Raw genomic sequence first — 23017 nt, forward strand, 5'->3', positions numbered from 1 at the left:
GATCACCACCGAACCCCCGGCCGCGAGGCGGGCGCAGGCGACAGAAGGACCGCAGGGCGGGAGCGAGTGAAACGAGCGACTGACCGAGGACCGCAGCGAGCGTGCGCCCGCCTCGCGGCCGGGGGTTCGGTGGTGATCGTGTCGATCAGCTGCTAATAAATGATGTTGTCGTACGGCCTCGGAGCCGGGGTTTCGAGCCGATCCGGCGTTGGGTCTCGACCGCGTCTCGCTCGCGGAGAGTCGTCGTGCGATCGACTCACACCGCGATCCCGCAACCGCCACGCTTTATTAATCCGGCCGAGTACCCGCGACATGGACCAGTTGCGGCAGTCGCTCCTCGACGCGCCGATCATCGAGAAAGGCGAGTACCAGTACTTCGTCCACCCGATCAGTGACGGCGTCCCCATGCTCGAACCGGAGCTGCTCCGGGAGATCGTCATCCGGATCATCCGGAAGGCGGAGCTGGAGAACGTCGACAAGATCGTCACCCCCGCGGCGATGGGGATCCACATCTCCACCGCGCTCTCGCTGATGACCGACATCCCGCTCGTCGTCATCCGGAAGCGCCAGTACGGCCTCGACGGCGAGGTCCCGCTGTTCCAGGAGACCGGCTACTCCGAGTCGGAGATGTACATCAACGACGTGGAGGAGGGCGACCGCGTCCTCGTCCTCGACGACGTGCTCTCGACCGGCGGCACGATGAAGGCCATCCTCGACGCGCTCACCGACGAGGTCGGCGCGGACGTCGTCGACGTCGTCGCCGTGATCAAGAAGGCGGGCGAGAACGAGCTCGACGAGACCGACTACAACGTGAAGACGCTGATCAACGTCACCGTCGAGGACGGCGAGGTCGTCGTCGTCGACGCGCAGGGCGACGAATAGGTCGGTAACTGTCGACCCGGGGGGACCACCTCGAAGTTTCTACTCGCAGGTTTATTAGTAGTCGACGGCGGACCGGCGGTTAACACCTCCAAAGCCCCGCCCGCCACCGCACCGCGCCTCACGCCTCCCCAGCCCCGTCGGGCGCGTCTGTCGGACTCCCTTCGGTCGTCCTCGTCGCGCCAGCGACTCCCTCGCACGCGCTTCTCGCGGCCGCCGAGGGCGGCCGCTCGACGGCGCGCGCCGGCCGCGACCGTGACGTTTGCTTATAAACCCGACGCCGCCCTTTGGCGCTGCCGGGCGCGGGCGTCTTTTATATCGAGGTCCTCAATGGCGGACTACACATGACTGACGCGTTGTTCGTCGTGAGCGAGGAGGGGTACTGGGCCGAGGAGTGTATCGAGCCGCTGACGACGCTCGAATCGGAGGGCGTCGACGTGACCGTCGCGACGCCGTCGGGGTCGCCCCCGGTCGTCGACGAGCGCTCGCTCGACCCCGAGGCCGCGGGCGGCGAGGAGCGAGTCGCGGAGCTCCGCGAGGTCGACGAGGAGCACCCCGAACTGAACGATCCGGAACCGGTCGCGACCGTCGACGCCGACGGCTACGAGGCGGTCGTCTTCCCCGGCGGCCACGGCACCGTCTGGGACGTGAACCAAGACCGGCACGCCCGGCAGTTGCTGCTCGACGCGGTCGCTGGCGACGACGGCGTCGCCCTCGTCGTCTGTCACGCCGTCGGCATCCTCGCGTTCACGCGCGAGGCCGACGGGACGCCGCTCGTCGAGGGGCGCGCCGTCACTGGCTTCCCGAACGACTGGGAGGACGGGATCGTCGACGACCACGACGTGATGCCGGACGGCCGGAAGCTCCCGTACTGGGTCGAAGACGAGGTCCGGCTGGCGGGCGCGGAGTGGGACGCCGAACTCGACGCCGACACCAGCGTCACCGTCGACGGCGACCTGATCACGGCCCGCGGCCCGGGCTCGTCGGCCGAGGCGGCGGAGACGCTGCTCGGCGAGCTCTGAGCGTGCCCGATGCGATCACGCCGAGCCGAGCCGGTCGGTGTCGGCCAGCGACACCGCGACGAACGCGGCGGCGCTCGCGATGACGCCGGGGACGACCGGGTCGACCGCGGTCAGCGATCCGAGCCTGTCGACCGTCCACACTTCGGTGAGGACCTGCCACGCCGTTGCGGTGACGAACCCGACCACGACGCCGGCGAAGGCCCCGTCGCCCGTGGCCGCGTCCCAGTGAAGCCCGCCGAGGACGGGAACGAACAGGGTCGACCCGAGCACGGACGTGTAGAGCGCGACGATGAGCTGGACCACCCCGCCTAACGGACCGGGGTTGACGGCGAGAGCGGCGGGGACGACCGCCGCGCCGACGGTCGCGATCCGGCTGACTCGCCGCACGCGCGCCGGCGTCGGCTCCGGGACGAGGCCCAGGGCCGGCAGCGTCCGCTCGTAGATGTCGTGGGCCACGGCCGCCGACGTGACCAGCAGCACCGAGTCGACGGTACTGAGCACCGCCGCGACGACCGCACCGAGCAGCAGCAGCCCCACCGCGGGACCGAACAGGTCGAGCGCGAGCCGGACGACGGACGCGTCCGGGTCGGCCAGCCCGGGGAACCGGACGCGCGCGAGCAGCCCCAGCGTCAGGATACACACGGCGATGACGGCCTGGATCGCGATGGAGATCGGGATCGCCCGCTTGACCGTCTCCGGGTCTCGCATGGCGTAGACCCGCGAGAGTTCGTACGGGGCCACCGCGATACCGAACCCGAACGACAGCGCCAGCCCGGTCGTGAGCGCTGGCGCCGAGGTGCCCGACAGCAACGCCGGGTCGATAGCCGCAGCCGCGTCGATGAGCGCCCTCGCGCCCCCAGTCTCGGCGACTCCGACGACGGCCGCCGCCGCGACGCCGAGGAGGAGGGCCGTGACCTGAACCGCGTCCGAATAGATGCTCAGCCGCATCCCACCGACGAGCGTGTACGAGAGCGCGACTGCGGCGAACACCGCGATGCCGAGGACCCGCGGCACTCCGAAGACGGCGTCGAGGATGACCGCCCCGGCGACGTACTGGGCGGTCGTGTACACGAGGTAGATGACGCTGACGAGGGCCGCGGTCGTCCCGCCGACCACCTCGTTGTCGCCGTCGAAGCGCGCCGAGAGGAACTCCGAGACGGTGATCCCGCCGCGGGCGCGCAGGTGCGGCCCCACGAACAGCAGCGACGCGACCCAGCCGGCCCAGATGCCGAGCCACACCAGGCCGAAGCTCACGCCCACGGCGTAGTGGATCCCGATCGTGCCGATGAGCGTCCCCGCGCTGACCTGCGTCGCGGTCAACGACATTGCACCGAACACGCCCCCGATCCGGCGGTCGGCCGCGTAGAACGACTCGGCGTTCGACGCGTCGGCCTCGCTGTGCGCCTCCGAGGAACCGATCACGCTACCAACCTGCCCGAGCGAACGAATAAGCGATGTCCTCAGTTTCGCGGCAAAAGCATCCGATATTATATACAACAGTTATTATGCGATCGCGTCTCGTGTGAACGCATGTCTATGGCCGACCGGCCGCCGATACGCGTCCTCTGCGTGGACGACGAGCCGGGGTTCGCGACGCTCACCGCGGACATCTTGGACCAACAGCACGATGACATTAGGGCCGTCGGCGTCACCTCCGCCGAGGCGGCGCTGGACCGGCTCGACGAGTCGACGTTCGACTGCGTGGTCAGCGACTACGACATGCCCGACGTCGACGGCCTCGAACTGCTCGATGCCGTGCGCGAGCGCTACCCGTCGAAGCCGTTCATCCTGTTCACCGGGCGCGGCAGCGAGGCCATCGCGAGCGAGGCGATCTCGTCCGGCGTCTCCGACTACCTCCAGAAGAGCGGCGGCCAAGAGCAGTACGAGCTCTTGGCGAACCGGATCCGAACGTGCGTCACGCGGCTCAGGGAACGACGGGACCGCGAGCGCGTCGAGGACTGGTACTCGCAGCTGTTCGAACAGCGGCTGATCGGCGCGGGGCTGTCACAGGACCGGAGCTTCGAGCTGGCGAACCGCCGCCTCGCCGAGATGCTCGGGATGCGGCGCGACGAACTCGTGGGCGAGCCGGTGTCGTCGATCGTCGCCCCGCACGATCGGGACCGAGTGGTCCGGGCGATCCGACGGCGAGAGTCCGGCGACGACGACCGCGTCAGATACACGATCGACCTCCTAGCGGCGGACGGCTCCACGTTTCAGGCGACGGTGGTCGGGAGCCGCGTCACCTACCGGGGCGAGCCCGCGATCCTCGGGCTCATCCAACCGACCGGCGCGGACGAGGCGGCGGCCTCGCAGGCGGTCCGCGGCCGCATCGAGGCCGCGAGCCGGATCCTCTCGCGCCCGCCGTCGGAACTGGACGCGCCGCTCCTGTCGACCGCGAACACGCACCTCGCCGAGGTCCTCGGAGCGCTCGACACCGGCGACTCGTCGCCGACTACCCCCGATCCGACCCGCCCCGTACAGCTCTCCGACGCCGTCGGCGAAGCGGTGTCACAGGCCGGCCTCTCGGCGACGGCGACCGTGACGGTGGACCCGGACGGGTCCATCGACCGCGACCGCGGGACCGTCGTCCTCGCCGTCCGGAACATCCTCCAAGCCGCGCTCGACGAGGCGGTCGACGCGGTCGCAGTCGACGCGCGAACGACGGCCGACGGCTTCCGAGTGCTCGTCCGCGACCCGCGGTCCGAGTCCGCCGAGGAGTGCTGCGTCGCCGAACTACCGTTCGACGTCGGCCTCGCCGGCGACGCGATGTACGGGATCGACCTCTTCATGCGGCGGATCCCGGGTGGCGTTCGCTGCGACGCAGTCGTCGCGGAGCGGTGAGTCGTCGGGCGACCGCTCAGCGGATCACGAACGCAGGCTCTTCGATCCGTTCGCTCTTACACTCGGGGCACCGTGACGGCTCGTTGACCGGATCGTCGAAGCCGTCGAACCCGCACTCGCGACAGGTCGGCGGCGCGACGAGAAACTCCTCGTCGGCCCCGCCGTCCCTTTCTTCGGATCCGCTCTCGTCGGTAACGGACCGCGAGACGTGTTCGAGGTGTTCGTATACCGTCGGCGTCGGCAGCGACAGCGTCGCCGCGAGGTCGCTCGCGGTCCGCGGTTCCTCGCGGAGGGCGTCGGCGATCCGCTGGCGAGTCGTCTCCATACCCAACGTTCGACACGGGCGAGTAAAACCGCCCGGTCGGCGTCCGACGCCGACACGGGCACAAGAGGTATGTCACCGGAGTGAGAGCGGGAGAGTATGAAAGCCGTCGTACTCGCGGGTGGCTACGCGACCAGGCTCTGGCCGATCACCGAACACCGGCCGAAAATGTTCCTCCCGGTTGGGGAAAACACCGTCATCGACGAGATATTCGAGGACTTGGAGGCCGACGACCGGGTCGACGAGGTGTTCGTCTCGACGAACGAGCGCTTCGCCGACACCTTCGCGGAGTACCTCGACGACAGCCCCTTCGAGAAGCCGACGCTCTCGGTCGAGGAGACGGTCGAGGAAGACGAGAAGTTCGGCGTCGTGGGAGCGCTCGAACAGCTCGTCGAGCGGGAGTCGGTCGACGACGATCTGATCGTCGTCGCCGGCGACAACATGATCAGCTTCGATCTGGGCGACTTCGCCGACTTCTTCGAGGACAAGGGAACGCCGACGCTGGCGGCCTACGACGTGGGCAACCGCGAGCGCGCGAAGTCGTACGGCCTCGTCCAGCTGGACGGCGACGAGGTGGTCGACTTCCAGGAAAAGCCCGACGACCCGGAGTCGACGCTCGTCTCCATCGCCTGCTACGCATTCCCCGCCGAGACGCTCCCGAAGCTCACCACCTACCTCGAAGACGGCGAGAACCCCGACGAGCCCGGCTGGTTCCTCCAGTGGCTCCAAGAGCGCGGGGCGGTCAACGCGTACACCTTCGACGGCGCATGGTTCGACATCGGTACCGCCGACAGCTACCTCGACGCGGTCGAGTACGCGCTCGACGGCGGGACGCTCGTCGACGACGACGCGACCGTCGAGGGGAGCGACCTGGGCGACGTGGTCCACGTGATGGGCGGCGCGACGGTGACCGACTCGACGCTCGACCGCGCCGTCGTCTTCGGGGACGCGACGATCACCGACTCCGAGGTCCGCAACTCCGTGATCGACACGGGCGCCACCCTGGAGGGAGTCGACCTCTCTGGCGCGCTGATCGGCTCGCACACCTCCATCACCGAGGGCGACGAGTTCTGACCGCCTCGGAGCGACCGCCGTCTCAGTCGTCGACGCCGGCCTGCGCGTGCGTGTGGTGATAGCAGTCGAACGCGGGGTCGCTGCCGTCGGTCGCGGGGTAGAAACAGACCCGTTGGTAGCGCTCGTTGTCGAGCAGGTTCGCCACGAACCCGCCGGTGTGTCGGGAGACCGAGTCGTACGGGTCGCCGCAGGCGGGACAGTTCGCCGGCGGATCCTCGGGAACGTACATGCGGCGCGGTGGTCGGAAGTACGTCCCCGAGCCGGAAAACGACCGCGCCGAGCGGCGGCGGTCGGAGCGGCTCAGGACCCGTTCGAGGAGTCGCCGCTCCCGCCCTCGACGCCGAGCGCGTCGAACAGCTTCCGCCGGACCGCCTCCTCGGTGAGGTGGAGGAGCGTGTCGCGCTTGTCGCCGCTCGCCTCGATGCCGGTGAAGATCCCGAGCGGGATCTCGAGCGACCCCTGCGTGGAGTGGCCGGCGGCGTCGCCCATCTCCGAGAACGCCTCGTCGAGCACGTTGCCGATGTTCAGCCGGATGTCCTTCGAACGCGCCGCGAGGTAGATCTTCTCGTCCGCGATGCCCAACACGGCCGTCGTCGTGATCCCTTCTAGGTTGAGGAGGTGTTGCGCGGCCTGCGCGAGCGCCTCGCGGTCACGGATGAACCCGGCCGTCGAGAAGAGGTGGCTCCCCTGGACCTCGCGGTTCTGGATCGCCTCCGCGAGCACGTCCAGCGTCTCCGGACTCATCGACGGCGACTCCACCTGTTCGAGCGTGTCGTGGTTCGCGAACGGGTGGAGGTACGCCGCCGCGGTCAGGTCGGCGGGCGTCGTGTCCCGCTTGAAATCCAGCGTCTCGGCGCGGATCCCGTAGAGGAGCGCGGTCGCGACCGCCTCCGAGGGCGACTGGTCGAACTCTTGGAGGTACTTCGTGAGGATCGTCGACGTTGAAGAGACGTTGGTCCGCACGTCGACGAAACGGGCGTCGAACGGCACCTCGGCCTCCAAGTGGTCGAGGTAGATGTCGACCGACACGTCGAGATCGAGGTCCTCGGCGGCGGCCTTCGCGAGGTCGACGGCCGCGATCGTCTCGTACTCGGAGAGCGGCGAGGCCTCGCCGCGGGCGAGCAGGTCGATCCCGAGGAGGTTGACGAACGCCCGGTTCTCTTGGTGGCCCACGTCGCCGGAGTAGATGATGTCGGCGTCGACGCCGAACGCCTCCGCGATCGCCTGGAGCGCGGTCGCGGACGCGATCGAGTCCGGCTCGGGGTTGTCGTGCGTGAGGATGGCCATCCGGTCGCCGCCGTCTTCGATGATCTCCGCCAGCTGGCGGGCCATGTACTCCAGCTCGCCGGTCTCCAGCGACTGGAGGGCACTGTCGGCGATCACCGTCGAGGGGTTAATCACCACGTCCGCGCCGCGCTCGCGCAGCTCGTCCTCGCTGACGGGGTCGGAGGCCCGGGCCACGAGGTAGTGGTCGCCGCCGGTCTCTCTGACCGCCGAGACGGCGGCCTTGTTCGCTTCCACGTCGCTGGCGAGGATCAACACGATGTCGCGGTCGGCGAGCTCGTCGACGACGTCCGGCTCGGCGATGTCTTGGACGCGCGCGTTGAGGTCCTGGTCGCGGAGCGCCTCGACGCGGCTCTCGTCGCGGTCGAGGATGAGGACGTCCTTCCCGCGCTCGGTCAGTTCCTCCGCGACGGCGTGACCGACGCTTCCACAGCCGAGGATGGCGTACCGGGTCCGCGCGGATCCGGATGCCCCACTACTCATTGGAGGGATTTCCGCGGCACGACACTTAACGAGTGCGCTCTCGGCGTCGTCCCCCGGCCACGAGGTCGCCGAGTCCGGCGGCTTCGCTCCCGAGAGACGCGTTCGGGTCCGAACGCGATACCGTCGCTTTCGTGCGATTGTACCGGCGTCCGCCGAGCGCCGACGGGGTCGAATGAAAAGGCCTTTTACCGTGACCCGGGTACGAACTTGTGAGGGCCGGTAGCTCAGTTAGGGAGAGCGACGGACTCTTAATCCGTCGGTCGCGTGTTCAAATCGCGCCCGGCCCGTACACTGAACCGCAGAGCGACAGCGATGCGGTGAGGGAACCGGACGGAAGCGATTTGAAGTAGAGAAGTCGCAGCGCGAGCGAAGCGAGCGACCGTCTTCTCGTGGTTCACAATCGCGCCCGGCCCGCTTCTCATAACGGTTCACCGTCTACTGACGAGTTCCCGCGTTGTGCCGCCGTCTCGAAAGGCGGAATCACGAACGGGGTAGAACGCCAGATCGGCGCCATCGAGGTGGCCGACGGCTCGGAGAACTAGCCGAGGGGGAAGAGTCGTGCCGAGACGGTTGATACGAACGTTGAACGGACGGCTCTGCCCGTCGACGGGACTCCTGGCGGACCGCACGGACAAACGGACGAGGGATCGAGCGCCACAGGACCGACACTCGATTCCGGCCCGCGGGGTGGCCGGAGTCAGACTGCGTGTGACACTCCTCACCCGTCTGGGAACTCAACGCCCGTGAACGCGAAGCGAGCGCCGCCCTCGGCGCTCTGCTCGACGCCTATCTCCCACCCGTGAGCGGTGGCGATCTGCTTGACGATGGTCAGTCCGAGGCCCGCGCCCCCTTCGCCCGTGGTGACTCCGTCTTCGAACAGTCGGTCGCGAAGGTCGTCTCGAATCCCCGCGCCGGTGTCTTCGACGTAGAACCCGTTCGGAATGGCTCCGACCCGCACGGTCACGTCCTCGCCGCCGTGTTCGACCGAGTTGCGGAACAGGTTTTCCAAGATCTGTCGCAATCGGCTCTCGTCGGCGGAAATGGCTATCTCTGTCTCGACGCGCAGCGACGCGTCGCCCGTGTCGACGCTCCCCCACGCCGACCGGCTGACCGCTTCGAGATTCGCGGGGGCGACTTCGTCGATCCGGTCGCCCGCCTTCGTCAACGAAACGAGGTCGGTGATCAGGGCCTCCATGCGAGTGAGGGCGGCGTCCGCCGTTTCGAGGTGTTCGCTGTCGGACTCCCTGCGGGCGAGTTCGATCCGCCCTTTCGCGACGTTCACCGGGTTTCGGAGGTCGTGACTGGCGACGTCGACGAACTGATCCAGCTGCTCGTTCCGCATCGTCAGGCGCTCGTTCGCCCGTTCGAGTTCGGAGACCGTCTCCGCGAGCTCCTCGTTCGTACGACGAAGCCGCGCCGCGTACACGCCGATGACCGTGCCGAGCGCCGCGCCGACGCTCAGCGATCCGGTCATCGAGAGCAGGATCGACGAGTCCGCTCGGGAGGCCATCTCCCCGAACCAGGCTCCGAGAATCACGAACGCGAGAAATCCGGTGACAGTCCATTTCAACACCGTCCGCTGGCTCGTCGCGGCGACCCCGTCCGATCGGAGCCGCCCGTACGACACCAATCCGACTCCGATGAGCATCGGAACCGCGGCCTGGAGTGCGAGTATCCCAAAGTCGACGTCCACGAGCACACTCATCACCCCTGTTACGACGATGATCGCCGCCCCCACGATAACGACGGGATTCATCTGAGTGTCGGGAGCCATTTTCGGATGTATTCCAGTATCCGATATTTAAATAATTTCGATATGTACGAGAGCCCTCGGCGCTCCGAGCGCCGGTCGAGGCCGTGATCGAGGGTCGAAACGAGCCCATGTGGCGCACTTATCCGGGCATTCAGCACGGCAGCGACCGAACAGATTATCCCGGCTACCCGCGCTGTGTTCGACGAAACACCCAGAAATAATCAATATAACGTCATTTCATCGAGGCTGACCTCCGGCGCGCGGAGCGATCGGTCGAGACGGCCGTCTCGCTCGTCGAGGACCTCATGACCGTCCACCCGTTCTCCGTCGAGCCGAGGCGGCTCTCCGAGTCGATGCGCGAGTCGAGCGCCGCGCCGACGGAGCGCGATGAGTGACGCCACGCCGCGGCCGGTCGGGCGGTCGCGCCGAGCGGCCCGCGGTGGGTGATTCCCGTGGCGCTTCTCGCCTCGTCGGTCGTCGTCTGCGAGGCGAACAAGACCCGGGCCGACCTCTCCGGGCTCTGGCTCGACGAGTACGCCCCCGCCGAGGGCTGACGACCGCCCAGTTCGCCGAGGCGTTCGACGGCGGGGTCGCGGTCCTCGTGCCGGACGAGTCGCTCGGCGACGGGGCGGCCGAGGAGATACTGGAACGGTCGCGGTCGGAGGCGTCGCTCTGTCGCGTGCTCTGCGTCAGGGAGCGGTCGGCCCCGGACGCGGAGGCGCCGTACGGCCGCGACATCGAACGCCCGGTGTTCGAGGCGGACCTCGTCGACACCGTCGAGACGCTGTTCCACCGGGCCGACTACCACCTGCTCTTGGACCAGCACTACCGGACCACCGTGCTTATCTCGGCGTACGAGTGGCGGGACGGCGGCGATCCGACGGACGACGGCCGGTACGACCGACTCGTCGGCCGGACCGAGCGCTTCCGGAAGTAGCTGACTCGGCTGCGACGACGGATGAGCGGCGAGGACGTTCGCGCCGTCGCCGAGGGGATCGCGGTCGGCGACGGCGACGGCGTCGCCGAGCAGGAGTCCGTCGAGAGCAAGTACCGCCCCGACGAGTGCGCCCGGCGCGGGAGCGACCGGACCGAACGGGTCGACGGCGAACGGGCGGCGGTGAAGATCGACGCGTACGTGTGGCGGTGCGAGCGCTGCGGCCACGTGGACATGCGGGCGGGCGCGAACCACCGACGCGTCACCTCCTCCAACCGCTGAGGCGGTCGGCGAGCAGTTCGCTCAACCGCCCCTGCGCCGCTCGCCGCGGCGTGGGTGATTTATGTGCTTCGCCGACGACGACGCTGCGTACATGTCGAGTCTCGACGACGCGGCGGCGGTGATAACGGGAGCGAGTTCGGGAATCGGTGAGGCGACGGCGCACGCGCTCGCCGAGCGCGGGGCGAACGTCGTCCTCGTGGCGCGGCGGCGCGAGGCGCTCGAATCGGTCGCGGACGACGTGCGGTCCGAGCACGGCGTCGAGGCCGTGGTCGCGGACGGCGACGTGCGCGACCCGGCGACCTCGCAAGCGGCGGTCGAGGCCGCGGTCGACGAGTTCGGCGACCTCGACGTGGCCGTCGTCAACGCGGGCGTCGCCCGCGGGAGCGACGTGGCGACGATGACCGACGAGGAGTACTCGGTGATGCAGGAGACGAACGTCGACGGCGCGTTCTTCCTCACGCGCGCGGCGCTCCCGCACCTCACGGAGAGCGAGGGGAGCCTGATCGCGGTCGGCAGCTTCGCCGGGGAGTACCCGCGGTCGTTCAACCCCGTGTACGCCGCGACGAAGTGGTGGGTCCGCGGGTTCGCGCACAGCGTCGCGGCGCAGGTCGGCGACGAGGGCGTGGCCGTCTCCGTGGTCAACCCCTCGGAGGTCCGGACGGAGTTCGGGAGCGAGGACGGCGAACCGTTCGAGGAGCGGTTCGAGCCCGGGAGCGTCACCGAGCCCGAGGAGGTGGCTGAGGCGATCGCCTTCGCCGCGTCGCGGCCCGGCTCGACGGCCCAGGAGATCGACCTCTTCCGGCGCGACAAGTTCGCCGACACGCTGTAGCCGCCCCGGTCCGGGCGGACGAGCCGTCGAGCGTCGGGCCCCGGCCTTCGAACCGTAACCCCTTTTGAATCACCGGACGGCGGACGCGTGTGAGCAACGCGACGGACGGACCGAAGCGATCGCAGTTCTGGGCGCTGTACCTCACTCGGTTCGCGGAGGGGTTCGGCTTCATCACGTTGCTGACGCTTCTGCCGACGTACATCAACGCCTTGGACCCGCAGGCGGTCACCGTGCTGGGCGTCACGGTCTCGGCCGGCTTCGTCATCGGGATGTACACCACCGGGTTCACGCTCGCGCAGACGGCCGCGGTAGTCCCGCTCGCGTGGGCCGGCGACCGGTTCGACAAGCGGCGCGTCCTCCTTGCCGTTCTCGTGGCCGGTGCGGGCGTGTACGCGCTGTTCCCGCTGGTCGACTCCTCGGCCACGTTCGTCGCCGTGCGCGCGCTTCAGGGGTTCGTCGTCACCGGCGCGGGGCTGATGACGCTCTCGCTCGTCGGCCAGATCGCCGAAGCGGGCACCCGGGCAGACAAGATCGGGAAGGCGAACGCCGCCTCGTTCGCCGCCTCGATACTCGGCTCGCTCGGCGCGGGCGCCATCTACGACGCCGTCGGCTTCGGGCCCGTCTTCGGGGTCATCACGGCGCTGATGGTGGCCGCGTGGCTCGTCACGTGGGGCGTGCTCGACGACGACCCGACGCGGATCGAGGGGTTCCCCTTCACCGACCTCGCGGTCAACCGCAAGCTCCTGACGATATCGACGTTCCGGGCGCAGTACGCCTTCGCGGTGACGATGGTCCGGACGTGGGTTCCCATCTACGCGGGGACGGCGGTCGGCGGCGGGGGGCTCGCGGTCGGGGCGACCGCGGTGGCGGTGACGGTCACCGCCGAGAAGGCGACCAACATGGTCGGGCAACTGTTCACGGGTCGGCTCTCAGACGCCTACGGGCGGTCGCTGTTCGTGTTCGGCGGCGGCGGAGCCTACGGGGTGATCGCGATGGCGATCCCGTTCTCGGCGCCGATCGGTGCCGCCCTCGGTAGCGGCGTCACGGTCCCCGTACTGGGCGCGCTCCCGCCGGCGTACCTTCCGCTCGTCTGCCTCTCGGGACTCCTCGGCGTCGCCGACTCGTTCCGGGAGCCGGCCAGCATGGCGCTGTTCGCCGACGAGGGGACCGACGACGGCGGCGTCGCCTCCAGTTTCGGCATCCGAGAGCTGGTGTGGCGGCCGGGGTCGGTGGCCGGCCCTCTCATCGCCGGCTGGCTCATGGTCGAGGTGAGCATGGCGTCCGTCTTCTACGTCGGCGGCGCGTTCGCGGTCACCGGCGTCCTCGCGTTCCTCGCGATCCTCGCGCGGGACCACGGTCGCGCGGCGCTGACGACGTGGTAGGACCGCGTGCGGCCCGCACACCGAGCGGCCACGTCCGCTTACCGCTTCCGCAGCGCGGCGCGGTAGTGCGGGCCGTCGCCGGAGCCCTCGCGGTCGACCGCGTCCACGACCCAGTCGGTCCCAACGGCGGCCTCGCGGAGTCGGTCCGGCGAGAACAGCCGGAAGTGGAGCGTCGGGTCCGTCTCCCCGTCGTACCGGAACCACATGAGGCGGTGCGCGAGCCCCGGCGTCGGGTCCGCGCGGTAGCCGAACAGGTCTGCCGCCTCGGAGTGCTCGGGATCGTAGCAGTCGACCACCGCGGTCGCGTCGGGCGTCGTCACGAACGCGAGGTCGCTGAGGAACGCCGAGAGCCCGCGCATCGACCCCGCCAGCCCGATCTGCGTCCCGATCGCGAGCGCCGACGCGAATCGGTCGCGCTCGAACGACTCGCGGAGAGCGAACATGTCGCCCTCCCTCGCGTCGGCGACGCCGCGGTCCCGCATTGTCTCGACGAGCGCCGGGCTGGCTTCGACGGCCACCGTCTCGAACCGCTCCTGAAACCGCAGCGCGTGGCGGCCAGCGCCGGCGCCGAGGTCGACCAGCGGGCACTCCAGCCGGGACGCTAGCCACGACCCCGCCTCGTCGTCGGGGTCGAACTCGGTGAAATAGAACGCCACGATCGGATGTTCGCGGACCGCCTCGCCGTCTCCCTGGTAGAGCGGCTCCGTCCGGTCGCCACGGTTGTGGTCGCGGAGCGCGCGTCCGAAGGCGTCGGCCATACGCCGGACTGTCCGCTCACGGTGAAAAGCGGTCCGTGATATCGTCACGCAGTGACGCATCGGGTCGCACCTCGTGTCCGCCGGCGACGGGACCGGACGCAGTTGACCGTTCAGTCGTCGCCCTCGGCGGCCGACCCGCCGGTCGAGTCGGCGACCCGCTTCGTCTCGCTGTCCACGCTGATCCCCTCCCAGTCGTCGTCGGTGTGGAACCCCTCGCGCTCCTTCGCGCCGGGGGCGACGCGCATGAACTCGGCGCGCTCCCGGGCGCCTTCGAGCGTGTGCCCGCCGCAGTACGAGAGGCCCGAACGAATCCCCTGGCAGAACTCCTCGGCGACCGTCCCCACCGGGCCCTTGAAGGGCGTCAGCGCCTCGACGCCCTCGTCGGCGCCCACGTTCGCGCCTTTGTCGTCCCGGTCCTCGGCGGCGGCGGTCGTCGCCATCCCGCGCGACCGCTTGTACCGTGTCCCGTCGACCTCGACGACCGCCCCCGGGGCCTCCGCCGTCCCGGCGAAGAGGCTCCCGAGCATCACCGTGTCGGCCCCCGCCATCAGCGCCTTCGCCGCGTCGCCGGAGGTCCGAATGCCGCCGTCGGCGCAGATCGTCACGTCGAGGTCCGCGGCCGCGGTCGCGCAGTCGTCGACCGCGGTGAGCTGTGGGACGCCGGCCCCGGCGACCTTCCGCGTCGTACAGTGCGAACCCGGCCCGATGCCGACCTTCACGCAGTCGGCCCCGGCCGCCGCGAGGTCCTCGACGCCCGCCGGCGTGGCGACGTTGCCGGCGACGAGGTCCGTCTCCGGGAACTCCGCCGCGATCTCCTCGACGGCCGCGATCGTCCGGTCGAGGTGGCCGTGCGCGACGTCGACGACGATCGCGTCCACGCCGGCGTCGACCAGCGCGGCGCTGCGAGCGAGGTGGTCCTCGTTGATGCCGACCGCGGCCGCGACCCGCTCGCCGGCCGCGGCCACCCGCTCGACCTGCGCCGACTGCTCGTCGACGGTGAGGAAGCGGTGGAGGACGCCGAGCCCGCCGGCCCGCGAGAGCTCGATCGCCAGTTCGGCCTCCGTGACGGTGTCCATCGCCGCCGAGACCAGCGGGGTCTCCAGTTCGACGTTCGGCGTGAACCGCGTCGACAGGTCCACGTCGCTCCGGCTGTCGACGGGCGACCGCTGCGGGACGAGCAGCACGTCCCCGTAGCTCAGCCCGGTTCGTAGATCGTTCATACCCTTAGCGGGACGGGAGACGGACGGTGAAAAACCTCTCGATAGCCGGAGCGGGCGCGGTCGCGCTGCCGCGACGCGTCAGTACCCCTGCTCGGCCAGGGCGCCCTCGAGCGCCGCGAGGACGTACTCGACGTTCTTCGGGCGGGCAGAGTGCCCCATACAGCCGATGCGCCAGATGTCGCCCTCCAGGTCCCCGAGCCCGGAGGCGATCTCCAGGTCGTACTCGTCGAGCAGGCGGTCGATGACGGCGGCGTCGTCGACCCCGTCGGGCACCCGGACCGCGTTCAGACTTGGGAGCCAGTACTCGTCGGGAGCGTTCATTTCGAGGCCCAGATCGCGGAGCCCTACCTTCAGGTCGCCGGCGACCTCGCGGTGACGCGTCCACCGCTCTTCGATCCCCTCCTCGGCGACGAGGCGGAGCGCCTCGCGGAGCGCGTACACGTTCGTGATCGGCGCGGTGTGGTGGTACGCGCGCTCGTCGCCCCAGTACCCCTCCAACAGCGAGAGGTCGAGGTACCACGAGCGGGCCGGCTCCTCGCGGTCGAGCACCTTGTTCATCGCGCGGTCGTTGAGCGTGAGTGGGCTCGCCCCCGGCGGACACGAGAGGCACTTCTGCGGGCCGGAGTAGGCGGCGTCGACGCCCCACTCGTCGACGCGCATCTCGACGCCGCCGAGCGAGGTGACGCAGTCCGCGATCACGAACGCGTCGTGAGCGTGCGCGATGTCGGTCAATTCGGAGACGTTCGGCTGGCGGACGCCCGTCGACGTCTCCGCGTGGACGAACCCGAACACGTCCGGCTGGTGTTCGTTGAAGGCGCGCTCGACGTCGACGGGGTCGAGGGGCTCGCCCCACGGAGCGTCCACCTCGACGACCTCGCCGCCCGCGCGCTCGGCCATCGACTTCATCCGGCCGCCGAAGTAGCCGTTCGTCGGTACCAGCATCGTGTCGCCCGGCTCGACGAGGTTGCCGATGGCGGCCTCCATCGACGCCGACCCGGTCCCGGAGACCGGGATCGTCCACTGGTTGTCGGTCCGGAACGTGTAGCGCAACAGCTCCTGGACCTCGTCCATGATCTCGACGAACGACGGGTCGAGATGGCCGACGAGCGGCGTGCTCATCGCCTTGAGGACGTGCGGGTGGACGTCGCTCGGACCGGGGCCCATCAGCGTGCGGTCCGGCGGCGTCAGCTCCCCCACGTCGGGCGCTTTCTCGTCGACGCCGCGTTCGGCGTATCGCTCTGACATGCGCTTGAGTCCAGCCAGCGGTGACAAAAACCCGACGGAACGCGCGGGCTCGCCGACGCAGTGACGGCCGACGACGACGGCCGGCCGCTATCGCTGCGCCGCGAGCGGGTGCCCGGCCGATCGAAGTCGCCGCACCGCGAGCGGGCGCCCGGCCGATCGAACTCCGTCGACCCGCGCAGACGCTCGGTGGTCCGGGGCGGTGACCACCGGTACCTAAATCCCCGTGACGCGTATGACGCGACATGAGCGACCGCGCGGGCGAATCGAGCGCAGACCAGGACCTCCAGACCGTCATCGACCGGATGGCCGACGGGTTCTTCGCCCTCGACGCGGACTGGAGGGTCACGTACGCCAACGAGGAGGGACGGCGGATCCTGCGGGCCGCGATGCGCGACGACGCGGTCGATCCGAGCGAGACGGTTGTGGGGTGTCACCTGTGGGACTCGATCCCGAATTCGACCGGGACGGAGTTCTACGAGCGGTACCACCACGCCATGGACGTCCAAGAGTCCGTCTCGTTCGACTCGTACTACGAACCGCTGGGCGTCTGGTTCGACGTGCGCGTGTTCCCCTCCGACGAGGGGCTCTCGGTGTACCTCCGGGACATCACCGAGCGACGCGACCTAGAGCGGCGCCAGCGGGAGAGCCTCCGGGCCATCCAGCGCCTCTACGCGGTCTCCTCGGACCAGGACCGCACCTTCGAGGAGAAGGTCGAGGCGATACTGACGCTCGGCTGCGAGTACCTCGACGTGCCGAACGGCTTCCTCACCCGGATCGAGGACGGCACCCAGCACGTCGAGATATCGCACGCGGAACACCCGCTGCTACAGGCCGGCGAGACCTGCCCCCTCGACGAGGCGTACTGTAAGCGGACCATCGAGCGCGACCGGCTGTTGACAGTCGTCGACGCCTCCGAGAACGGGTGGAACGACGACTCGGCCTACGAGACGTTCGGCCTCGAGACGTACATCGGCGGACAGGTCGAGATCGACGGCGAGCAGTACGGGACGCTCTGCTTCGCCGCGACCACGCCGCGCGGCGAGCCGTTCACGGACACGCAGCGGACGTTCGTCGAACTGCTGACGCGGTGGGTGAGCTACGAGCTGGAGCGACAGCACGCGGCGGAGCAGCTCGAACGCGAACGCGACCGGCTCGACGAGTTCGCCAGCGTCGTGAGCCACGACCTCCGGAACCCGCTCACGGCCGCCCGGGGTCGGCTGGACCTCCTCGCGGAGGAGTCCGACAGCGACCACATCGCCCCGATCGAGCGGTCGCTCTCACGGATGGAGACGCTCATCGACGACCTGCTGGCGCTCGCGCGCGAGGGGAGCGACGTCGAGGACCCGGACCCGGTCGACCTCGCGGCGCTCGCGACCGACGCGTGGAAGACGAGCGACAGTCGGGGCGGGACGCTTCGCGTCGCGCTCGACGACTCTGAAGTCCTCGCCGACGAGGCGCGGCTGCGACAGCTGTTCGAGAACCTGTTCCGGAACGCCGTGGAACACGGCGGCGAGGACGTGACGGTCACCGTCGGACCGCTCGCGGACGGCGCCGGGTTCTACGTGGCCGACGACGGAGAAGGGATCCCCGAAGCGGAGCGGGACCAGGTGTTCGAGACCGGCTACACGACGACGACGGACGGGACGGGGTTCGGGCTGAACATCGTCGCCGAGATCGCCGACGCGCACGGCTGGGCGGTGCGAGTGACGGCGTCCGAGGCGGACGGCGCCCGGTTCGAGATCACCGGCGTCGAGGCCGCCTGAGCCGTTTGGTCACTCGGCGTCGACGAAGTCCGGCTCCGTCCGCTTCTCCGCGCGCTCGTCGACGAGGTGGTCGACGAACGTGTCGAGGTCGACGTCGCCGCGCTGGTTCTCGAAGCGGTCGCGCACCGAGACCGTGCCCGCCTCCTGCTCGTCGTCGCCGACGATGACCATGTACGGGAGGCGGTCGTCGTGGCCCGCGCGGATCTTGCGGCCGACGGTCCAGTCGCGGTCCTCGACCTCGACGCGGAAGCCCGCGTCTTCCAGCTCGTTCTTCACGCGGTGGGCGTAGCCCAGCGTCTCGTCGGAGACGGGGAGGATCCGAACCTGCTCCGGCGCGAGCCACAGCGGGAAGTTCCCGTCGAAGTGCTCGATCAGCACCATGAAGAACCGCTCGTAGCTCCCGTACAGCGCCCGGTGGATCATCACCGGCTGGTGCTCCTCGTTGTCCTCGCCCGTGTAGGTCAGGTCGAACCGGTCGGGCATGTTGAAGTCGAGCTGGACGGTCGGACCGTCCCAGACGCGGCCGAGGGCGTCCTCGAAGCCGAAGTCGATCTTCGGGCCGTAGAACGCGCCGTCGCCGGGCTCGATGTCGTAGTCGTAGCCGCCCGATTCGAGCACGTCGCGGAGCTGCTCCTCGGCGGACTCCCAGATCTCGTCGCCGCCGACGGACTTGTCGGGGCGGGTCGCTAAGGCGACCTCGACCTCCAGATCGAGCGTCTCCACGACCTCGAAGATCATCTCGATCACCGACTCGATCTCCTGCCGGATCTGGTCGGGGCGGACGAACAGGTGGCCGTCGTCGATGGTGAACGACCAGACGCGCGAGAGGCCCGACAGCTCGCCGCGCTGCTCTTTCCGGTACACCTTCCCGTTCTCGAAGTAGCGCTGGGGGAGGTCGCGGTACGACCAGTTCTGCTGGTCGAAGATCGTCGCGTGGCCCGGGCAGTTCATCGGCTTCAGGCCGTACTCCTCGTCGTTCACGTCGAGGAGGAACATGTCGTCCTTGTAGTTCTCGTAGTGGCCGGACTGCTTCCACAGCTCCGTCCGGAACACGTGCGGCGTCTCGACCTCCTCGTACCCCTTCTCGCGGTTGAGCTCGTTCGCGAAGTCGGACAGCTCGCGCAGCACCGTCTTCCCCGGCGGGTGGTACAGCGGCAGGCCGGGGCCGGTCACCGTCGGGATCGAGAAGAGGTTCATCTCCTGCCCGATCTTTCGGTGGTCGCGCTCTTGGGCCTCCTCGCGGAGTTCGAGGTACTCTTCGAGGTCGGACTCGCTCGCGAACGCGGTGCCGTACACGCGCGTCAGCGTGTCGTTCTCCTCGTCGCCGCGCCAGTAGGCGGCCGACACCTCGAGCAGCGTCGCCGCGCCGATCTCGCCGGTCGACTCGACGTGGGGGCCCTGACAGAGGTCCTGCCAGTCGTCCTGGACGTAGAAGGTGACCTCCTCGCCGTCGGCCTCCTCGTCGAGTATCTGGCGTTTGTACTCGTTGTCGGCGTAGATCTCTTTCGCCTCCTCGCGCGAGCGGACCTCGCGCTCGATGTCGTAGTCGGCGGCGATTATCTCGTCCATCTCCGCCTCGACGGCGGCCAGGTCGTCCTCGTCGACGTCCACGTCGGTCACGTCGTAGTAGAAGCCGTCGTCGGTCGGCGGGCCGATCGTCAGCGTCGCCTCCGGGTGGAGCCGCTGGAGCGCCTGCGCGAACACGTGGGCCGCGGAATGGCGCAACACCGTGAGGTACTCGTCGGACTGGTCGGTGACGATCTCGATCCGCGCGCCGTCGTGGACCGCCGCGTGCTTCTCGACGAGTTCGCCGTCGATCTTCCCCGCGACGGTGTCGCGACCGAGCCCGGGGCCGATCTCGAAGGCGACGTCCTCGACTGTCGAGCCCGCCGGAACGGTGAGTTCTGATCCGTCCGGCAGGACGACCGTCACCTCGGCCTCCGCATCGGTCTCGCTCATACAGTGTCGGAACCGGACGACCGGCATAAGTGTGTTCGATCCGCGGCGCCGAGCGTCACGGTCGACCGGACATCGTTCGCCGCTCGCCGCCAGATCCCGGCAAGTCACGCCGCCGCTCTGGAGCCCCGGATCGGGAGCGAGCGATGGCAACACACAAATCACCCGGCAACGTTTGCCGCCCTATGACCAGTCATCGGGAGCCCCTGTCGTCGGTGTTGGAGGCGATCGGGGAGACGCCGCTCGTCGAGGTCCACGACGCGCCGACCGCGGTGCCGGTGTACGCCAAGCTGGAGTCGTTCAACCCGGGAGCGAGCATCAAGGACCGCATCGGGAGGTACATGCTCGAACGCATGCTGGAGCGGGGCGACCTCGGCGAGGGCGGCACCGTGGTCGAGCCGACCGCCGGCAACACCGGGATCGGGCTCGCGGTCGCCGCCAAGCAGCTGGGGTTAAACGCCGTCTTCGTCGTTCCCGAGCGCTTCTCGGTGGAGAAACAGCAGCTCATGCGCGCGCTCGGCGCCGAGGTGGTGAACACGCCGAGCGAGGACGGGATGGGGCTCGCGATCGACCGCGCCCACGAGATCGCGGCGGAGCTCGACGACGCGGTCGTCCCCCAACAGTTCTCGAACCCGCTCAACGCCGAGGCACACTACGAGACGACCGCCCCCGAGATCGACGAGGCCCTCGACGGCGAGGTCGGCGCGGTCGTCGCCGGCTGCGGCACGGGCGGGACGCTGATGGGGATCGCCCGCTACTTCCGCGAGGCCGACCCGGACACCCACGTCGTCGCGGTCGAGCCGGCCGGCTCCGCGTACCGCGAGTTCCTCGGCGAAGACGTCGACCACGAGGCGTACAAGACCGAGGGGATCGGCACCCACGACACCGGACGCAACGAGCTGTTCGACCCGGACCTCGTCGACGAGATCCAAGCGATCGACGACCGCGACGTCCACGAGGAGATGGGCCGGCTCGCGAGCGAGGAGGGCCACCTCGTCGCCTCCTCGTCGGCCGCGAACGCGATCGCGGCGAAGCGGGTCGCGCGGGAGATCCGCGACGGCAAGATAGACGCCCCGCACGACGCGGTCGTCACCGTCTTCCCCGACTCCTCCGAGCGCTACCTCTCGAAGGGCGTCTACCGGTCCTTCGAGGAGTGGGAGGGGTAGGTGGCGGAGCGGCGCGACGCCGCCCAGACACCGGCCGGTACCGCGGCCGCCGCCCGGTCCGTTATCCGCGCAATCGACCGTGTTCGACCTTGAGACAGCGGTCCTGAACGACGTCGATCCCGTCCTCCTCCGCGGCCGCGGCCGCCTCGTCGTGGCTGATCCCGAGTTGGAGCCACAGCGTCCCGGCGTCGCCGCGCGACGCGTGTCGCTCGCGGACGGCCTCGGCGATCTCCGGGACCTCCTCGCTCGGCCGGAACACGTCAACGATGTCGATCTCTTCTTCCACGTCGCCGACCGCGTCGTACGCCGGTTCGCCGAGCACCTCGTCCGCGAACGGATTCACCGGGATCACGCGGTACCCCCGGTCCTGAAGATACGCGGGCACGTCGTGCGCGGCCTTCCCGGGCGTCGTCGAACAGCCGACGACGGCGATCGTCTCTGCGTCGAGCAGGCGGTCGAGTCCGGCGTCGTCCGTGACGGGCATGGTCGACGATTCGATCGCCATGCGATTAAACGGATCCCTAGCCGCTGTGAAGAGAAGCGTGGTCGTCGGCTCCCGGTCAGGGGAGTCGGATCTCGGGGTCGCCGTCCTCGGGGACGGTGACGATGCCGTCGAACAGCTGTTTGAGCGTGTTCATCGCCTGGTCGTCGTGGGCGGTCGAGTCGATGCTGTACAGTCCCAGTCCGTCGACGCTCTGGACGCGGCCCGTGAACACGTGGAGGAACCGGAACACCGTCTGGAGGTCCGAGTACATCAGCAGCGTCGACAGCGAGTGGACCATCACGCGGTTCTGATCGATACCGCGGTCGCCGAACGCCTGGAGGAACTCGGAGAGCTTGATCCCGATCCCGGTCATGTCTACCGGCGAGGAGGCGTACTTGATACGGTCGGACTCGCGGGTCTCGCCCCCCTGCTGGCGGGTGACGCAGTCGACGACCGCGACGGGCTTCCCCTCGTAGGGCGTCCGCTCCTCGTAGTCGCGGAGCACCCGATCGGCGCCGTCCTTGGTGGTGACGACGATGGCGCCCTCGTCGCGATCGGTCCCAGCGGCGAGGACGTCCATCATGATCGACCGCTTCCCGCTGAGCGGCGGGCCGGTCAACAGAATGTTGGTCCCGGGATCGACCTCGGCGTCGAAATGCGGCGTCAGCTCATACATGGACGCACCTCGGGGGCGGCGACGTCGGCGCGATCCACTCGTTCGGCCGCGAGGCCGTGCGACCAAGACACATCTACTACCTGAACATGCCCGCTCCGAATAATATTCTTTTTGATCGGCCCCTGCGACGCGACGGCGCGTCTCGATCGGGCCGTGGACCCGATCGGACGGCGAATTCGGCCGCCAGTGGGGGCCGAACGCCGCCGGACCGTGGAAATCTATCACGCAGGCGAATCGACCGATCGGCGACGCCGGGCCGGAACCGACGGACTGCGCGGCGCCGGTTTCGAATCGCGGGACTTAACACGCTCTCGGAAGTAAGCCGACGTGAGGGCGCTTAGCTCAGTTTGGACAGAGTGCTTGGCTTCGGACCAAGTTGCCACGGGTTCAAATCCTGTAGCGCCCACTCACTCGCGGTCCGTTGCCGAACTAGTCCTAATTCTACTGTAGAGTCTCGGATCGAATGGTGGGTGTAGAGAGCTTGCCGGATTCATCCCGCGCCTAAAGGCGCGGGTATTCTCCTTGCGTCTTATAACACTGGCGTCACTCGCTTACCGTTCCGATCGGTTGCCGGTTACTAGAGACGGTGCGGAGCGCACACGAGACTCACAATTTCGGCCGCCGCTCGCGAGCTCGGTGTCGAGTAGCGACGGGAACCGGACTC

21 protein-coding genes and 2 tRNA genes are annotated in these 23017 nt (G+C 69.0%); 12 read left to right on the top strand and 11 right to left on the bottom strand.

What is annotated here, in order from left to right; translation table 11 throughout:
* Positions 1–312: 312 nt before the first annotated feature.
* Positions 313–882: a hypoxanthine/guanine phosphoribosyltransferase gene (gene hpt / locus EXE47_RS07740; RefSeq protein ID WP_008446308.1), complete on the top strand. Its 570-nt coding sequence runs from the start codon at positions 313–315 to the stop codon at positions 880–882.
* A 341-nt stretch (positions 883–1223) separates the two neighbouring features.
* Complete coding sequence (locus tag EXE47_RS07745; protein ID WP_089307708.1) at positions 1224–1901, top strand: type 1 glutamine amidotransferase domain-containing protein; 678 nt, start codon at positions 1224–1226, stop codon at positions 1899–1901.
* 15 nt (positions 1902–1916) lie between these two features.
* Here EXE47_RS07745 and EXE47_RS07750 read toward each other — a convergent pair whose 3' ends face one another.
* Positions 1917–3323, bottom strand: coding sequence for a sodium:solute symporter (locus tag EXE47_RS07750; RefSeq protein WP_089307707.1), 1407 nt, complete (start codon positions 3321–3323; stop codon positions 1917–1919).
* Between the two features lie 108 nt (positions 3324–3431).
* Here EXE47_RS07750 and EXE47_RS07755 point away from each other — a divergent pair, with 108 nt between their 5' ends.
* A complete protein-coding gene (locus EXE47_RS07755; RefSeq protein ID WP_089307706.1) occupies positions 3432–4742 on the top strand; it encodes a response regulator in 1311 nt (436 codons plus the stop codon).
* A gap of 16 nt (positions 4743–4758) precedes the next feature.
* On the opposite strand, the gene EXE47_RS07760 is transcribed toward EXE47_RS07755, so the two are convergent.
* Positions 4759–5067: a transcriptional regulator gene (locus EXE47_RS07760; protein WP_049929682.1), complete on the bottom strand. Its 309-nt coding sequence runs from the start codon at positions 5065–5067 to the stop codon at positions 4759–4761.
* Positions 5068–5163: 96 nt separating this feature from the next.
* Between EXE47_RS07760 and EXE47_RS07765 the strand changes: the two genes are divergently transcribed.
* Positions 5164–6138, top strand: coding sequence for a sugar phosphate nucleotidyltransferase (locus tag EXE47_RS07765; RefSeq protein WP_089307705.1), 975 nt, complete (start codon positions 5164–5166; stop codon positions 6136–6138).
* A gap of 22 nt (positions 6139–6160) precedes the next feature.
* Here EXE47_RS07765 and EXE47_RS07770 read toward each other — a convergent pair whose 3' ends face one another.
* Positions 6161–6367 (bottom strand): hypothetical protein, encoded by a 207-nt coding sequence (locus EXE47_RS07770; protein ID WP_049929680.1) that lies wholly within the window; start codon positions 6365–6367, stop codon positions 6161–6163.
* Between the two features lie 71 nt (positions 6368–6438).
* Positions 6439–7905 (bottom strand): DHH family phosphoesterase, encoded by a 1467-nt coding sequence (locus tag EXE47_RS07775; protein ID WP_086220460.1) that lies wholly within the window; start codon positions 7903–7905, stop codon positions 6439–6441.
* A gap of 213 nt (positions 7906–8118) precedes the next feature.
* Here EXE47_RS07775 and EXE47_RS07780 point away from each other — a divergent pair.
* A tRNA-Lys gene (locus EXE47_RS07780) sits at positions 8119–8192 on the top strand.
* Between the two features lie 431 nt (positions 8193–8623).
* Here EXE47_RS07780 and EXE47_RS07785 read toward each other — a convergent pair.
* Entirely contained in the window at positions 8624–9679 is a 1056-nt protein-coding gene (locus tag EXE47_RS07785) for a sensor histidine kinase KdpD (protein WP_241988236.1), read from the bottom strand.
* A gap of 580 nt (positions 9680–10259) precedes the next feature.
* Here EXE47_RS07785 and EXE47_RS18915 point away from each other — a divergent pair.
* The 4 genes from EXE47_RS18915 (at position 10260) to EXE47_RS07800 (ending at position 13085) form a co-directional block, all read left to right on the top strand.
* Positions 10260–10595, top strand: a complete 336-nt coding sequence (locus tag EXE47_RS18915) for a hypothetical protein (RefSeq protein WP_241988237.1) — start codon at positions 10260–10262, stop codon at positions 10593–10595.
* Between the two features lie 21 nt (positions 10596–10616).
* The gene (locus EXE47_RS18920) at positions 10617–10874 is read left to right on the top strand and encodes a hypothetical protein (RefSeq protein WP_241988238.1); all 258 of its coding nucleotides are present in this window, start codon (positions 10617–10619) and stop codon (positions 10872–10874) included.
* Positions 10875–10965: 91 nt separating this feature from the next.
* The gene (locus tag EXE47_RS07795) at positions 10966–11703 is read left to right on the top strand and encodes an SDR family oxidoreductase (RefSeq protein ID WP_089307704.1); all 738 of its coding nucleotides are present in this window, start codon (positions 10966–10968) and stop codon (positions 11701–11703) included.
* Between the two features lie 89 nt (positions 11704–11792).
* Positions 11793–13085 carry an MFS transporter gene (locus EXE47_RS07800; protein WP_086216275.1) on the top strand — a complete coding sequence of 431 codons (1293 nt, stop codon included), beginning with the start codon at positions 11793–11795 and terminating at the stop codon, positions 13083–13085.
* A gap of 38 nt (positions 13086–13123) precedes the next feature.
* On the opposite strand, the gene EXE47_RS07805 is transcribed toward EXE47_RS07800, so the two are convergent.
* The 3 genes from EXE47_RS07805 to EXE47_RS07815 form a co-directional block, all read right to left on the bottom strand.
* On the bottom strand, positions 13124–13843 hold the full coding sequence (locus EXE47_RS07805) for a class I SAM-dependent methyltransferase (RefSeq protein WP_089307703.1): 720 nt from the start codon (positions 13841–13843) through the stop codon (positions 13124–13126).
* 110 nt (positions 13844–13953) lie between these two features.
* Positions 13954–15063: a guanosine monophosphate reductase gene (locus tag EXE47_RS07810; RefSeq protein ID WP_049929675.1), complete on the bottom strand. Its 1110-nt coding sequence runs from the start codon at positions 15061–15063 to the stop codon at positions 13954–13956.
* Between the two features lie 78 nt (positions 15064–15141).
* Positions 15142–16308 carry an alanine--glyoxylate aminotransferase family protein gene (locus tag EXE47_RS07815; RefSeq protein WP_089307702.1) on the bottom strand — a complete coding sequence of 389 codons (1167 nt, stop codon included), beginning with the start codon at positions 16306–16308 and terminating at the stop codon, positions 15142–15144.
* Positions 16309–16550: 242 nt separating this feature from the next.
* Between EXE47_RS07815 and EXE47_RS07820 the strand changes: the two genes are divergently transcribed.
* The gene (locus tag EXE47_RS07820; protein ID WP_049929673.1) at positions 16551–18071 is read left to right on the top strand and encodes an ATP-binding protein; all 1521 of its coding nucleotides are present in this window, start codon (positions 16551–16553) and stop codon (positions 18069–18071) included.
* A 9-nt stretch (positions 18072–18080) separates the two neighbouring features.
* On the opposite strand, the gene thrS is transcribed toward EXE47_RS07820, so the two are convergent.
* Positions 18081–20057: a threonine--tRNA ligase gene (gene thrS, locus EXE47_RS07825; RefSeq protein WP_176454974.1), complete on the bottom strand. Its 1977-nt coding sequence runs from the start codon at positions 20055–20057 to the stop codon at positions 18081–18083.
* 155 nt (positions 20058–20212) lie between these two features.
* On the opposite strand from thrS, the gene EXE47_RS07830 reads away from it, so the two are divergent.
* Entirely contained in the window at positions 20213–21193 is a 981-nt protein-coding gene (locus EXE47_RS07830; RefSeq protein ID WP_086219756.1) for a PLP-dependent cysteine synthase family protein, read from the top strand.
* A gap of 61 nt (positions 21194–21254) precedes the next feature.
* Here EXE47_RS07830 and EXE47_RS07835 read toward each other — a convergent pair whose 3' ends face one another.
* Positions 21255–21677, bottom strand: coding sequence for a CoA-binding protein (locus EXE47_RS07835; protein WP_049930089.1), 423 nt, complete (start codon positions 21675–21677; stop codon positions 21255–21257).
* Positions 21678–21753: 76 nt separating this feature from the next.
* Positions 21754–22353, bottom strand: coding sequence for a recombinase RecA (locus EXE47_RS07840; protein WP_086219755.1), 600 nt, complete (start codon positions 22351–22353; stop codon positions 21754–21756).
* A gap of 331 nt (positions 22354–22684) precedes the next feature.
* On the opposite strand from EXE47_RS07840, the gene EXE47_RS07845 reads away from it, so the two are divergent.
* Positions 22685–22759 (top strand) — tRNA-Arg (locus EXE47_RS07845).
* Positions 22760–23017 lie beyond the last annotated feature (258 nt).

The sequence above is a fragment of the Halorubrum sp. GN12_10-3_MGM genome (assembly GCF_005435235.1).
GTDB classification, from domain to species: Archaea; Halobacteriota; Halobacteria; order Halobacteriales; family Haloferacaceae; genus Halorubrum; species Halorubrum ezzemoulense.

Excerpts from the sequence above, each read along its gene's own strand:
- EXE47_RS07760 (WP_049929682.1), bottom strand. The coding sequence starts at position 5,067 with ATGGAGACGACTCGCCAGCGGATCGCCGACGCCCTCCGCGAGGAACCG.
- EXE47_RS07830 (WP_086219756.1), top strand. The coding sequence starts at position 20,213 with ATGACCAGTCATCGGGAGCCCCTGTCGTCGGTGTTGGAGGCGATCGGG.
- EXE47_RS18920 (WP_241988238.1), top strand. The coding sequence starts at position 10,617 with ATGAGCGGCGAGGACGTTCGCGCCGTCGCCGAGGGGATCGCGGTCGGC.
- EXE47_RS07820 (WP_049929673.1), top strand. The coding sequence starts at position 16,551 with ATGAGCGACCGCGCGGGCGAATCGAGCGCAGACCAGGACCTCCAGACC.
- EXE47_RS07805 (WP_089307703.1), bottom strand. The coding sequence starts at position 13,843 with ATGGCCGACGCCTTCGGACGCGCGCTCCGCGACCACAACCGTGGCGAC.
- EXE47_RS07815 (WP_089307702.1), bottom strand. The coding sequence starts at position 16,308 with ATGTCAGAGCGATACGCCGAACGCGGCGTCGACGAGAAAGCGCCCGAC.
- EXE47_RS07770 (WP_049929680.1), bottom strand. The coding sequence starts at position 6,367 with ATGTACGTTCCCGAGGATCCGCCGGCGAACTGTCCCGCCTGCGGCGAC.
- EXE47_RS07765 (WP_089307705.1), top strand. The coding sequence starts at position 5,164 with ATGAAAGCCGTCGTACTCGCGGGTGGCTACGCGACCAGGCTCTGGCCG.
- EXE47_RS07755 (WP_089307706.1), top strand. The coding sequence starts at position 3,432 with ATGTCTATGGCCGACCGGCCGCCGATACGCGTCCTCTGCGTGGACGAC.
- thrS (WP_176454974.1), bottom strand. The coding sequence starts at position 20,057 with ATGCCGGTCGTCCGGTTCCGACACTGTATGAGCGAGACCGATGCGGAG.
- EXE47_RS07795 (WP_089307704.1), top strand. The coding sequence starts at position 10,966 with ATGTCGAGTCTCGACGACGCGGCGGCGGTGATAACGGGAGCGAGTTCG.
- EXE47_RS07785 (WP_241988236.1), bottom strand. The coding sequence starts at position 9,679 with ATGGCTCCCGACACTCAGATGAATCCCGTCGTTATCGTGGGGGCGGCG.
- hpt (WP_008446308.1), top strand. The coding sequence starts at position 313 with ATGGACCAGTTGCGGCAGTCGCTCCTCGACGCGCCGATCATCGAGAAA.
- EXE47_RS07775 (WP_086220460.1), bottom strand. The coding sequence starts at position 7,905 with ATGAGTAGTGGGGCATCCGGATCCGCGCGGACCCGGTACGCCATCCTC.
- EXE47_RS07810 (WP_049929675.1), bottom strand. The coding sequence starts at position 15,063 with ATGAACGATCTACGAACCGGGCTGAGCTACGGGGACGTGCTGCTCGTC.
- EXE47_RS07745 (WP_089307708.1), top strand. The coding sequence starts at position 1,224 with ATGACTGACGCGTTGTTCGTCGTGAGCGAGGAGGGGTACTGGGCCGAG.
- EXE47_RS07840 (WP_086219755.1), bottom strand. The coding sequence starts at position 22,353 with ATGTATGAGCTGACGCCGCATTTCGACGCCGAGGTCGATCCCGGGACC.
- EXE47_RS07835 (WP_049930089.1), bottom strand. The coding sequence starts at position 21,677 with ATGCCCGTCACGGACGACGCCGGACTCGACCGCCTGCTCGACGCAGAG.